10 protein-coding genes are annotated in these 12976 nt (G+C 66.3%); 6 read left to right on the top strand and 4 right to left on the bottom strand.

Annotated features, from left to right (window positions below; translation table 11 throughout):
- The first annotated feature begins 13 nt into the window (after window positions 1–13).
- From efeO (AABM56_RS11355) to AABM56_RS11375, 5 genes are all read left to right on the top strand, one after another.
- A complete protein-coding gene (efeO, locus tag AABM56_RS11355) occupies window positions 14–1168 on the top strand; it encodes an iron uptake system protein EfeO (protein ID WP_166655950.1) in 1155 nt (384 codons plus the stop codon).
- Complete coding sequence (gene efeB, locus AABM56_RS11360) at window positions 1165–2457, top strand: iron uptake transporter deferrochelatase/peroxidase subunit (RefSeq protein ID WP_347884101.1); 1293 nt, start codon at window positions 1165–1167, stop codon at window positions 2455–2457. The genes efeO (AABM56_RS11355) and efeB overlap by 4 nt, the downstream gene beginning before the upstream one ends.
- Window positions 2458–2478: 21 nt before the next feature.
- Window positions 2479–3294 carry an iron uptake system protein EfeO gene (gene efeO, locus AABM56_RS11365; protein ID WP_347884102.1) on the top strand — a complete coding sequence of 272 codons (816 nt, stop codon included), beginning with the start codon at window positions 2479–2481 and terminating at the stop codon, window positions 3292–3294.
- Between the two features lie 201 nt (window positions 3295–3495).
- The gene (locus AABM56_RS11370) at window positions 3496–5154 is read left to right on the top strand and encodes a nitrite/sulfite reductase (protein WP_133863092.1); all 1659 of its coding nucleotides are present in this window, start codon (window positions 3496–3498) and stop codon (window positions 5152–5154) included.
- Window positions 5138–5638: a DUF934 domain-containing protein gene (locus AABM56_RS11375; protein WP_133863093.1), complete on the top strand. Its 501-nt coding sequence runs from the start codon at window positions 5138–5140 to the stop codon at window positions 5636–5638. Before AABM56_RS11370 ends, AABM56_RS11375 begins: the two co-directional genes overlap by 17 nt.
- A 58-nt stretch (window positions 5639–5696) precedes the next feature.
- Here the strand turns inward: AABM56_RS11375 and AABM56_RS11380 are convergent, their stop codons facing one another.
- Together AABM56_RS11380 and sohB are read right to left on the bottom strand one after the other, a co-directional pair.
- Window positions 5697–6689, bottom strand: a complete 993-nt coding sequence (locus AABM56_RS11380) for a YhdH/YhfP family quinone oxidoreductase (protein ID WP_133863094.1) — start codon at window positions 6687–6689, stop codon at window positions 5697–5699.
- A gap of 49 nt (window positions 6690–6738) precedes the next feature.
- Window positions 6739–7764 carry a protease SohB gene (sohB, locus tag AABM56_RS11385; RefSeq protein ID WP_133863095.1) on the bottom strand — a complete coding sequence of 342 codons (1026 nt, stop codon included), beginning with the start codon at window positions 7762–7764 and terminating at the stop codon, window positions 6739–6741.
- A gap of 259 nt (window positions 7765–8023) precedes the next feature.
- Between sohB and AABM56_RS11390 the strand changes: the two genes are divergently transcribed.
- On the top strand, window positions 8024–8335 hold the full coding sequence (locus tag AABM56_RS11390) for an SCP2 sterol-binding domain-containing protein (protein ID WP_017640561.1): 312 nt from the start codon (window positions 8024–8026) through the stop codon (window positions 8333–8335).
- A gap of 51 nt (window positions 8336–8386) precedes the next feature.
- On the opposite strand, the gene AABM56_RS11395 is transcribed toward AABM56_RS11390, so the two are convergent.
- Both AABM56_RS11395 and AABM56_RS11400 read right to left on the bottom strand, forming a co-directional pair.
- A complete protein-coding gene (locus tag AABM56_RS11395; protein WP_347884103.1) occupies window positions 8387–9868 on the bottom strand; it encodes an efflux transporter outer membrane subunit in 1482 nt (493 codons plus the stop codon).
- Window positions 9865–12975: an efflux RND transporter permease subunit gene (locus AABM56_RS11400; protein WP_133863097.1), complete on the bottom strand. Its 3111-nt coding sequence runs from the start codon at window positions 12973–12975 to the stop codon at window positions 9865–9867. The genes AABM56_RS11395 and AABM56_RS11400 overlap by 4 nt, the downstream gene beginning before the upstream one ends.
- Window position 12976 lies beyond the last annotated feature (1 nt).

The raw sequence follows: 12976 nt of genomic DNA on the forward strand, positions 1-12976 counted from the left end.
GGGCTCCACGGCCATGCGCCTGGCCCTGATCGGCTCGGCAACCCTGCTGATCGCCGCGGGCGCCGCCTTCTATTACGCCTCGCGCTCCGCAGGCGAGCGTCACGCGACCGTCGCCGACGGCGAGATCAAGGTCGATATCCTGGCCAATCGCTGCGAGCCCAACGCCCTGCAAGTGCCTGCCGGGCCGGCGCGCTTTCGTATCGTCAACCGCTCGGATCGGGCGGTGGAGTGGGAAATCCTCGACGGCGTCCTGGTGGTCGAGGAGCGCGAGAACATCGCCCCCGGTCTCAGCCAGGTCATCAATGCCACCCTGGCGCCTGGCGACTACGCCATCACCTGCGGGCTGCTGAGCAATCCGCGGGGTACGCTGAAGGTACTCCCGACCGCCGCCTCGGAAGCCGCCAGCAAGGCCGGTCCGACCCTGACCCAGTTCGTCGGTCCGCTGTCGGAATACCGCGTCTATCTGAATCAGCAGAGCCGCCTGTTGCTGCAGGGCCTCACTACCCTGCAGCAGTCCCTGGCCGCGGGCGATCTGGAGCAGGCGCGTGCCGCCTATGCCGCCGCCCGCCTGCCCTACCAGCGCCTGGCGGCGACCGCGCAGCGCTTTGCCGAACTGGACAATCGCCTCAATGCGCGCGCCGACTACTACGAAAAGCGCGAACAGGATCCGGCCTTCGGCGGCTTCCATCGCCTCGAACAAGGCCTCTTCGCCGGCAACAGCACCCGGGACTTGGAACCCGTCGCTGCCCGCCTGCAACAGGACGCCGCCGCCCTGCGCGATGCCCTGCTCGGCCAGTCGCTACCGCCCGAACAACTCAGCGGCAACGCCGCACGCCTGCTGCACAACCTGGCCAGCACCCGGATCACGGGCGAAGAAGAACGCTACAGCCAGCTCGTGCTGCCCGGTTTCGCCGCCAATCTGGACGGCACGCGCAAGGTGATCGAATTGCTGCGCCCGCTGCTCGGCAAGGGGCATCCCGAGCTGCAGCAACGCCTGGATACCCAGGCCGACGCCCTGGCCGCGGCCCTGGGCGATGTCCAGCGTCCCTACTCTTCCCTTTCCCCTGACGACCGCCAGCGCATTGCCGCCGCGGCCCAGGCCCTGGCCGACTCCCTCGACCAGGTCGCCCCGGCCCTGGGCCTGGCCGCGGCCAAGACCACGCCATGAAGAAGTCCGCTCCCGATCAGCCCAATATCGACCGTCGCCGCCTGCTGGGTGGCCTTGGCGCCGCCAGCGTGGCCCTGGCCGGTGCCGGGCTCTGCCCGATGCACGCCCGCGCGGCCAGCACCGCCGAGGTGACCCGTGCCCCCGGTAGCGCCAATACCCACCAGCGCCAGGCGTTCCTCGGCCAGCACCAGAGCGGCATCGTCACCCCACGGCCGGCGGCCGGGATGATCGTGGCCTTCGATGTGCTGGCCAGCGACCGTGACGACCTGGAACGCCTGCTGCGGACCCTCGACGAGCGCATCCGCTTTCTCATGCAGGGCGGCCCGGTACCGGAGGTCGATCCCAGGTTGCCGCCGCTGGATTCCGGCATCCTCGGTCCGGTGGTGACGCCGGACAACCTCACCATCACCGTCTCGGTAGGCGAGTCGCTGTTCGACGACCGTTTCGGCCTGAGCGCGGTAAAGCCGCGTCAGCTGCAGCGCATGACCGGCTTTCCCAACGACGCCCTGGAAGCGGACTGCTGCCACGGCGATCTCTGCCTGCAGTTCTGCGCCAATACCCCGGACACCAACATCCACGCCCTGCGCGACATCGTGAAGAATCTGCCCGACCTGCTGGCGATCCGCTGGAGGCAGGAAGGCAGCGTGCCGGTGCAGGATCCGTCACCCGGGCAACCGGCGGAAAGCGCGCGCAACTTCCTCGGCTTTCGCGACGGCTCGGCCAACCCCGATTCCACCGACGCCCAGGCGATGGACCGGATCGTCTGGGTCCAGCCCGGCAGCGGCGAGCCCGCCTGGGCCGCCCAGGGCAGCTACCAGGCGGTGCGCATCATCCGCAATTTCGTCGAGCGCTGGGATCGCACCCCGCTGCAGGAGCAGGAAGCCATCTTCGGGCGGCGCAAGGCCAGTGGGGCGCCCATGGCCGGCGGTCACGAGACCGATGTGCCGGATTATGCCAGCGATCCCAAGGGCAAGGTCACGCCGCTGGACGCCCATATCCGCCTGGCCAATCCCCGTACCCCGGAGAGCCAGCGCAACCTGATCCTGCGCCGCCCCTTCAACTACTCCAATGGCGTGCGCAAGAACGGCCAGCTCGACATGGGCCTGCTGTTCATCGCCTACCAGGCCGATCTGGAGCAGGGCTTCATCGCCGTACAGAAACGCCTGGATGGCGAGCCCCTGGAGGAATACATCAAGCCCATCGGCGGCGGTTACTTCTTCGTCCTGCCGGGGATCACCGATGCCAAGGACTATCTCGGCCGCAGCCTGCTGGCCGCCGCATCGCTTTAAAACCTCGACAGGAGAAGTCGAATGAAACGCTCGTTCCTCGCCGCTGCCCTCAGTCTGGCCTTCGTCACGCCGGCCTTCGCTGCCAACTCGCCGCTGGATCTGGTCGGCCCCATCTCCGACTACAAGATCTATGTCACCGACAACCTGGCCAAGCTCACCGAGCAGACCCAGGCCTTCACCGCGGCGGTCAAGCGCGGCGACCTGGCCACCGCGCGCAGGCTCTATGCCCCGACGCGGGTCTCCTACGAGCAGGTCGAGCCCATCGCCGAACTCTTCAGCGACCTGGACGCCGCCATCGACTCCCGCGAAGACGATCACGAACAGGGGGTCAAATCCGAGGACTTCACCGGATTCCATCGCATGGAGCACCGCCTCTTCACCCAGAACACCACCGAAGGCCAGGGCCCCCTCGCCGACAAGCTGCTGGCAGACGTCAAGGACCTGCAGGCCCGCGTCGACGGCCTGACCTTCCCGCCGGAAAAGGTGGTGGGTGGCGCAGCGGCGCTGATGGAGGAAGTGGCGGCGACCAAGGTGTCGGGCGAGGAAGAACGCTATAGCCACACCGACCTGTATGACTTCCAGGCCAACGTCGATGGCGCCAAGAAGATCGTCGACCTGTTCCGCCCGCAGATCGCGAAGCAGGACCAGGCCTTCGTCGCCAAGGTCGACAAGAACTTCGCCACGGTCGACAGGATCCTGGCCAAGTACAAGACCAAGGACGGCGGCTTCGAGACCTACGACAAGGTCAGCGAGCGTGATCGCAAGGCCCTGGTCGGTCCGGTCAACACCCTGGCGGAAGATCTCTCCACCCTGCGCGGCAAACTGGGTCTGAACTGAGGCCCGTGGTAGGCGGTGTCCGGCGCCGCCCACCCTGCTCTTGCTTATCGCCGGAATAGATTTATATATAAAGAAACATCGCTTTTAAGCATATAGACCTGCTGCTATCGTGCACGGCCTAGAAAAGTCTCCAGAGCACCCCGGGGTGCCCAGGACTTCGATCACGCGCAGCCGTGCGCGCCGCCTGACAGCAGGATGACCATGTACGTTTACGATCAGTACGATCAGCGGATCGTCGAAGAGCGTGTCGCCCAGTTTCGCGACCAGACCCGCCGCTTCCTGGCCGGAGAGCTGGGTGGCGAAGAATACCGCCCGCTGCGCCTGCAGAACGGTCTCTACATCCAGCGCTACGCGCCCATGCTGCGGGTCGCGGTGCCCTACGGCCTGCTGAACACTACCCAGGTGCGCAAGCTGGCGCAGATCGCCCGTGACTACGACAAGGGCTACGCCCACATCAGTACCCGGCAGAACTTCCAGTTCAACTGGCCGGAGCTGGAAGACGTCCCCGAGATCCTCGCCGAGCTGGCCACCGTGCAGATGCACGCCATCCAGACCAGCGGCAACTGCATCCGCAACACCACCACCGACCAGTTCGCCGGCGTCGCCCATGACGAACTGATCGATCCGCGCCCCTGGTGCGAGATCATCCGCCAGTGGTCGACCTTCCACCCCGAATTCGCCTTCCTGCCGCGCAAGTTCAAGATCGCCGTCAACGGCGCCGCCCTGGATCGCGCCGCCATCGAGGTGCACGACATCGGCCTGGAAGCGGTGCGTAACGAGGCCGGCGAGCTGGGCTTCCGCGTGCTGGTCGGCGGCGGCCAGGGCCGTACTCCCCACACCGGTGAATTCATCCGTGAATTCCTGCCCTGGCAGCACCTGCTCAGCTACCTGGAAGCCACCCTGCGGGTCTACAACCGCTACGGCCGCCGCGACAACAAGTTCAAGGCGCGCATCAAGATCCTGGTCAAGGCGCTGGGTGCCGACGCCTTCGCCGAAAAGGTCGAGGCCGAGTGGGCCCACCTCAAGGACGGCCCCATCACCCTGACCGACGCCGAGGTCGCGCGGGTCTCCGCCTTCTTCGTCGATCCGCCCTATGCCGAGCTGCAGGACCAGGACGCCGCCCTCGCCCGCCTGGACGCCGAGCACCCCGGTTTCTCCCGCTGGCGCCAGCGCAACACCTTCCGCCACAAGCGTCCGGGCTATGTCGCCGTGACGCTGTCGCTCAAGCCCACCGGCGTCGCGCCGGGGGACGTGACCGATCTCCAGCTGGACGCCATGGCCGAGCTGGCCGATCGCTACAGCTTCGGCGAGCTGCGCACCTCGCACCAGCAGAACGTCATCTTCGCCGACGTCCGTCAGGACCAGCTGCTGGAGCTCTGGCACGAGTTGCGCGAGCATGGCTTCGCCACCCCCAACATCGGCCTGCTGACCGACATGATCTGCTGCCCGGGCGGTGATTTCTGCTCCCTGGCCAACGCCAAGTCGATCCCCATCGCCGAAGCCATCCAGCGCCGTTTCGACGACCTGGACTACCTGTTCGACATCGGCGAGCTGGACCTCAACATCTCCGGTTGCATGAACGCCTGCGGTCACCACCACGTCGGCCACATCGGCATCCTCGGCGTGGACAAGAAGGGCGAGGAGTTCTACCAGGTGTCCCTGGGTGGCGACGCCGGCCGTGACGCCACCCTGGCCAAGATCCTCGGCCCCTCCTTCGCCCAGGACCAGATGCCCGAGGTGATCGGCAAGCTGATCAACGTCTACGTCGAGCGACGCACCGAAGACGAGCGCTTCATCGACACCTACCGCCGTATCGGTATCGACCCCTTCAAGGAGCGCGTCTATGCAAAGAATCATTAAGGGCGACCAGCTGGTCACCGACAACTGGCATCTGCTGCCCAAGGACGTCGCCTTGGCAGACGTCCCCAACAGCGACGACGTGATCATCCCGGCCGCCCTGTGGCTGGAGCACGGCCATGCCCTCACCTGCCGCGATGGCAAGCTGGGCATCTGGCTGGACAGCGATGAAGAGCCGGAGAGCATTGCCGGCGACCTCGCGCACTTCGCCCTGATCGCCATCAACTTCCCGGCCTTCGTCGACGGGCGTGGCTATTCCTATGCCCGCCTGCTGCGCGAACGCTTCGGCTGGACCGGCGAGCTGCGCGCCATCGGCGATGTCCTGCAGGACCAGCTGTTCTTCCTCAAGCGTTGCGGCTTCGATGCCTACGTGGTCCGTGCCGACCGCGATCCGGAAGCGGCCCTGGCCGGTCTGCGCGACTTCAGCGTGACCTATCAGGGCGCGGTCGACCAGGCCGAGCCGCTGTTCCGCCGCCGCCAGGCCTGATCGCCGCGGACGCAAAAGAAAACCCGCCGCGGCGGGTTTCTTTTTGTCTGGCCTTCGCTCAACCGAGATCGACCACCACACGCCCCACCATCTTGCCCGCCAGGATCTGACTGATGGTGTCGGGCAGTTCGGCAAGGCCGACCTCGCGGGTCAGGCTGTCCAGGTCGTCCAGCTTCCACTGCACCGAAAGCTTGTCCCAGAGCGCGGCCTTGGCCATCAGTGGCAACTCGACAGAATCCACGCCCAGCAGATTCACCCCGCGCAGGATGAAGGGAAAGACCCCGGCGGCGAAGGTGGTGCCGGCGGTCATGCCGCAGCAGGCCACGCTGCCGCCGTATTCCAGCGACTTGATGACGTTGAAGAGGATGTCGCCGCCGACGGTATCCACCGCCCCGGCCCACTGCTGGTCCAGTAGCGGCTTGCCGACGCCATCGGCCAGGGTGGCACGGTCGAGGATCTGCCGGGCACCCAGCCGATGCAGCCACTCCGCGCGCTCCAGCTTGGCGGTGGACGCCGCCACGTGATAGCCCAGGCGTGCCAGCAACTTGACCGCCAGACTGCCCACGCCACCACTGGCACCGGTGACCAGCACGGTACCGGCTTCAGGGGTCAGGCCCATCTGTTCGAGCTTCTCGACGCACAGCGCCGCGGTGAGCCCCGCGGTGCCCAGCACCATGGCTTCACGCAGGCCGAGATTGTCCGGGCGGCGGATCACCCAGGCGGCCGGCACCCGGATGTACTGGCCGAAGCCGCCGGGAGTGCTCATGCCCAGGTCGTAGCCCGTGACCAGGACCTCATCGCCCACGGCGAATTCGCCAGCGTTGGAGTGCTCCACCACCCCGGCAGCGTCGATACCCGGGGTATGGGGATAGCGCCGGGTCACGCCGCGGTTGCCGATGGCCGACAGGGCGTCCTTGTAGTTGAGCGAGGAGTAGTGCACCCGGATCAGCACCTCGCCCGCGGGCAGGTCGTCCAGGCTGCGCGTCACCACCTCTTGCCGGAAAGCACCATGGGCCCCTTCGGTCACCCAGAGCGCCTGAAAATTGCTCATCGCATAACCTCCATTGGAGTCTTGTTATGGGCCGTCAGTCCTTTGGACCTCAGCGCCAGCGGGTCGACTCGGCCAGGCGCTCCCACCAGGTGCTCACCAGACGATCGACCCCGAGGCTCGCGGCCATGCCCAGGCGCTCGGGCAACGACTTCTTCTCGACGAAGCGCAGCGAAAAGACTTCGACCACCTGGGCCCGTTCGGCCAGGTATTCGTCACTGGTGCGCAGCTCGTCCACCAGTTGCTTGCCCAGCGCGGCCTGGCCGAGCCAGACCTCGCCGGTGGCGACCTCGTCGATATTGAGCTGCGGCCGGTAGTGGGCGACGAAATTCTTGAACAGCACATGGGTAGTATCCAGATCGTGCTGGAATTTTTCCTTGCCCTTCTCGTCGTTCTCGCCGAACACCGTAACGGTGCGCTTGTACTGGCCGGCGGTGAAGACCTCGAAGTCCACGTCATGCTTCTTCAGCAGGCGGTGGACATTGGGCAACTGGGCGACCACACCGATGGAGCCGAGGATGGCGAAGGGCGCACAGAGGATACGGTCGCCGATGCAGGCCATCATGTAACCGCCACTGGCCGCTACCTTGTCGACGCAGATGGTCAGGGGAATTCCCGCCTGGCGGATGCGCGCCAGCTGCGAGGCGGCCAGGCCATAGCTGTGCACCAGGCCACCGCCGCTTTCCAGCCGCACCACTACCTCGTCCTTGGGCGTCGCCAGGGTCAGGACGGCGGTGATCTCGTTGCGCAGGTGTTCGTTGGCCGTGGCCTTGATGTCGCCATGGAAATCGAGCACATAGACCCGCGACTTGCCGGTCTCGCTCTTGCGCTTGGTCTTCTCGGCCTTGGTCTCGCGCTTGCGCAGGGCCTTGAAGGCTTCCTTGCCCAGCACGCTCTGCTGCAACCTCAGCCGCAGATCGCGATAGAAGTCATTGAGCTTCTGTACCTGCAACTGGCCAGCGGAGCTGCGCCGGTTGCGGCCGCGGACGGCGACGGTGAACAGCAGCACGGCGATGATGGCGACCACCACGGTGACGGTTTTGGCCAGGAAACTGGCATAGTCGGCAAGAAACTCCACGGACTCTCCTAGGATGGCGGCAGCAGTGCCCTGCCCAGCATACCGAGTCGCCCGACCGATAGAAACTCGGCGACTCACGGGCGGTCTTCCGGCACCCGCTAGCCATTCGCGGCCATCGGGCCGTGCGCACGCACCCGCCTTTCAAACAAGCGTATGAATATCCGTTGACAGGCCTCCTGCCGCCCCCTACCCTCGGTCGAGTGCCCTGCCCCTCCCGCTGGAGTGGGCCTCATCGAAAAAGACCACAAGGACCCTCGCCATGAGCGCAGCCGAAGCCATCGCCACCCTGAAGAGCAAGTTCGACCCCTCCGCCGCGGCCGGCCTGGATCTCACCTATCAATTCGACGTCGAGGGCGGTGACAACTACTACGTGGTCGTCAAGGACGGCACCTGCGACGTCCAGCAAGGCGACGCCGCCGACCCGGATTGCACCCTGATCATGGACCAGGACACCCTGGCCGGCATCGTCAGCGGCGAAACCGACGGCATGCAGGCCTTCATGTCCGGCAAGCTGCGCGTCGAAGGCAACATGATGCTGAGCATGAAGCTGGGCGAACTCTTCCCCAACTAAGCGCCAGTCATGAAAAAGCCGGGGAATCGCCCGGCTTTTTTGTGCCCGGGATCAAGGTCGCCGCGGCGGCGCCGGTGGGGTGACGTTGCCATCCCAACCACCACCGAGCGCGGCGATCAGCTGGACGCTGGCACTGAGGCGGCTGCCCAGCAGGGTCAGGTTGGTGCGTTCGTTGCTCAGGGCGGTGGTCTGCAGGGTGACCACGTCGAGATAGCCGATCAGCCCGGCCTGGTACTGGTTCTCGGCCAGTTGCAGGGCGCGGCGCGCGGCATCCAGGGCCTCCTGGCGCACGCCGGCTTCGTCGCCGTAGGTGCGCAGCTGCACCAGATAGTCCTCCACCTCGCGGAAGCCATCGAGCACGGTCTGGCGATAACCGGCGACGCTGGCGTCGTAGCTGGCTTCGGCCGACTCCACCTGGGCGCGGCGCAGGCCACCATCGAACAGCGACAGGGCAAAGGATGGCCCGATCGACCAGAAGCGATTCGGCGTGCTGATCAGATTGCCCCACTGGCTGGCACTGTAGCCACCGCTGGCACTCAGGGTCAGATCGGGGTAGTAGGCCGCTTCGGCGACGCCGATGGCGGCATTGGCGGCCATGACCTGGCGCTCAGCCTGGGCGATGTCCGGACGCCGCTCCAGCAGGGTCGAGGGCACGGCGCCCGGGAGCGGCGGCAATTCGGGAATCGTCTTGACCGCGGCCAGCTGGAAATTGGCCGGGACTTCGCCGACCAGCACCGCGATGGCGTTTTCCAGCTGGGCACGCTGGTACCTGAGGTCGATGGCGTCGGCCTGGGTGCTCTTCAGCTGGGTGGTCGCCTGGGCCACATCCGCCGGCGTGACGATGCCGGCGCGGTACTGGTTCTGGGTCAGGCGCAGGGATCGCTCGTAGGCGGCCACAGTGGCATCGAGCAACCGCTGCTGGGCGTCCAGCACCCGTAACTGCAAATAGTTGGTCGCCAGTTGCGTCTGCAGACTCAGGCGGGTGGCTGCCAGCTCCGCAGCGCTGGCCTGGGCGGAAGCCCGATCCGCCTCCACCTGGCGCCTTACGCGCCCCCAGAGATCCAGCTCCCAGCTCACCCCCAGGCTGGCGTCGTAGGCGTTGCTGATGGTGCTGGTGCCACCGCTGCTGAAGGTGCTGCTGGTGCCATTGGAGTTGCGGATGACGGTGTTGCTGCCCGAGCCACCCCCGCGCCCGGAGCGGGTGGCGCCCAGGCTGCTGGACAGGGTCGGGAACAACGCGGCCCGCGCCTGACTGACCAGGGCCAGGGATTGCCGATAGGTCGCCTCGGCCTGGGCCAGGCTCTGGTTGCGCTGGTTCAGCTGGACCATCAGGCGATCCAGGGTCGGATCATCGTAGCGGCGCCACCAGTCGCCACGGACCTCCAGATCCTTGGGCGCGGCGGCCTGCCAGCCCTCGGCATGACGGTAGGCGACCGGCACCGCAGTGGTCGGCCGCTGGTAATCCGGGCCCAGGGTACAGCCGGCCAGTAGCAGAGCCAGGGTCAGCGTCGGCAGGCGCAGGGTTGGAGTCATAGCGGCGTATCCAGGGCAGCGTCGGTACGGATGCCGCGCCAGCGATTGACGCGGCGGCGCAGGCGTTCGAAATAGAGATAGACCACCGGGGTGGTGTAGAGGGTGAGGATCTGGCTCAGGACCAGGCCACCGACGATCACCAGGCCCAGTGGCTGGCGCATCTCGGCGCCTTCGGTATTGCCGATCAATAGCGGTACGGCACCGAGGATGGCGGCCATGGTGGTCATCAGGATGGGCCTCAGGCGCAACAGACAGGCCTGGCGAATGCCCTCCTCGGGCGTCAGTCCCTGCTGGCGCTCCAGCTGCAGGGCCAGATCCACCATCATGATGGCATTCTTCTTCACCACCCCGATCAGTAGGAACAGGCCGAGCATGGAAATCAGGCTGAACTGGCCACCGGTGAGCTGGATGGCGAGCAAGGCCCCTACTCCGGCCGACGGCAGCGTCGAGAGGATGGTCAGGGGATGCACGTAGCTCTCGTAGAGCACGCCTAGGACGATATAGACCAGCACCAGGGCGCCGAGAATCATCAGCGGTTGCCCCGACACCGTGCTCGCGAAGATGTTGGCGGATCCGCCCAGGCGACCCTGGACATCGGTCGGCAAGCCGATGGCCGCCACCGCGCGCTGCACCGCCCGGGTCGCCTGTTCCAGGCTGACGTCTGGCGCCAGGTCGAAGTTGATGCTCTCCGAGGCGAACTGGCCATCGTGGGTAACCCGATCCTCGGCGAGGCTGTTGGTGTAGTAGGCGAAGGCCGCCAGCGGGACCTGGGCGCCGCTGGCGGTGATGACCCGCACCTGCTCGAGGACGGTCGGGTCCTGGGCATAGCGCGGATTGATCTCCATCACCACCTTGTACTGGTTGAGCGGCTCGTAGATGGTCGAGATCTGCCGCTGGGCGAAGGAGTTGTTGAGCACCGCAGCGACGGTCTCCATGTCCACGCCGAGGCGCTTGGCCTTCTCGCGGTCGATCTGCAGGGTGATCTGCTGGGTGCTGCCTTCGCGGCCGTCCACCGCGGTCAGCTCCGGCAGCGCCTTGAGCGCGGCCAATACCTTGGGTTGCCAGGTTTCCAGCAGCCCGACGTCGCCCGAGAGCAGGTTGTACTCATAGGACGAGGTGCTCTGCTGGCGACCGCCGAATCTCAGGTCCTGGTCGGCCATGAGGAACAGCTGGGCGCCCGGCACCTTGGGCGCATTGGCGCGGATGCGCTCGATGACCTTCTGGGCATCCAGCTGGCGCTCGGCGATGGGCTTGAGGCGAATCAGCATCACCGCGTTGTTCACCCCGCTGCCGGAGCCGGAGCTGCCGACGAAGCCGGAGGCACTGGCCACCGCCGGATCGGCCAGCAGCGACTTGCGCAGGATCTCGATCTTCGGCTGCATGACCTGGAACGACAGCGCATTGTCGCCGCGGATGAAACCGATCAACTGGCCCGTGTCCTGCTGGGGCATGAAGGTCTTGGGCACCACCACATAGAGCAGCACATTGAGCGCTATGGTCGCGATCAGACTCAGCAGGGTCAGCCGCCGATGACGCAGGGCCCAGCCGAGGCTGCGGTCGTAACCCGCCACCAGCCGGCGATGGGCCCGCTCGCTGAAGCGCTGCAGGCAGCTTTCGGTGGCGGGATCGTGAGGCCTGAGCCAGCGCGCGCAGAGCATGGGCGTCAGCGTCAGGGACACTACCAGCGACACCAGGATGGCGGCGGCCAGGGTCAGGGAGAATTCGCGGAACAGCTTCTCGACGATGCCGCCGATGAAGAGGATGGCGACGAAGACGGCCACCAGGGAAACATTCATCGACAGCAGGGTGAAGCCCACCTCGCGGGTGCCCTGGTAGGCCGCCTTGAGCGGCGCCATGCCGTTATCGATGTGCCGGGCGATGTTCTCCAGCACCACGATGGCATCGTCCACCACCAGCCCCGCCGCCAGGATCAGCGCCATCAGCGACAGGGTATTGAGCGAGAAGCCGAGCAGGTACATGACGGCGAAGGTACCCACCAGGGAGATGGGCACCGCCAGGGCCGGAATCACCGCGCTGCGCAGCCGGCCGAGGAATAGCCAGACCACGCCGATCACCAGGAAGACGGCGATGATCAGCGTCAGTTCGGCTTCATGCAGGGTGGCCTTGATCACCCCGGATCTGTCCATGGCCACTTCCAGGCGGGCACTGGCCGGGACGATGGCCTCCAGTGCCGGCAGGCGCGCCTTGAGCGCGGCGATCGTCTCGATGATGTTGGCATTGGCCTGCCGATTGACCACCAGCAGCACGGCGCTCTGGTCGTTGTAGAAACCGGCGTTGTAGCGGTCTTCCACGGCATCGCTGACCTTGGCGACATCGCGCAGGCGCAACGTCGCGCCATCCTGGTAGCGGATGATCAGGGGGGCGTAGTCGGCGGCCTTGAACAGCTGGTCGTTGGCCTGGATCTGCCAATTGTGTTCGTCATTGGCCACCGCACCCTTGGGGCGACGCTGGTTGGCGCTGTTGATGGCGGTGCGGACGTCGTCCAGCGCCAGCCCGTAATGCTCCAGCTGGCGCGGCTCCAGTTCGATGCGCACCGCCGGCAGGGAGCTGCCACCGATCTGCACTTCGCCCACGCCGCTGACCTGGGACAGGCTCTGGGCCAGCACCGTGGACGCCAGGTCGTAGAGCTCGCCCTTGCTCAGGGTCTTGGAGGTCAGCGAGAACACCATGATGGGTGCCTGGGACGGATTGACCTTGCGATAGCGTGGCATCTGGCGCATGCCGCTCGGCAGCAGGTTGCGCGAGGCATTGATGGCCGCCTGCACCTCGCGGGCGGCGGTGTTGACGTTCTTGTCCAGATCGAACTGGATGATGATCTGCGTCGAGCCCTGGCTGCTGCGGCTGGTCATGGAGCTGATGCCGGCGATGGTGCCCAGGGAACGCTCCAGCGGCGTGGCGACGCTGGAGGCCATCACCTGGGGACTGGCCCCGGACAGGGTCGCCGAGACCGTGATGGTGGGAAAGTCCATCTGCGGCAGGGGCGCCACCGGCAACAGCCGGAAGGCGATGGCGCCCAGCAGCAGCAACGCCAGGCTCAGCAGCAGGGTCGCGACCGGCCGGGCGATGAAGGGCGCCGAGAGATTCACC

Source organism: Pseudomonas aestiva (assembly GCF_039908605.1).
GTDB classification, from domain to species: domain Bacteria; phylum Pseudomonadota; class Gammaproteobacteria; order Pseudomonadales; family Pseudomonadaceae; genus Chryseomonas; species Chryseomonas aestiva.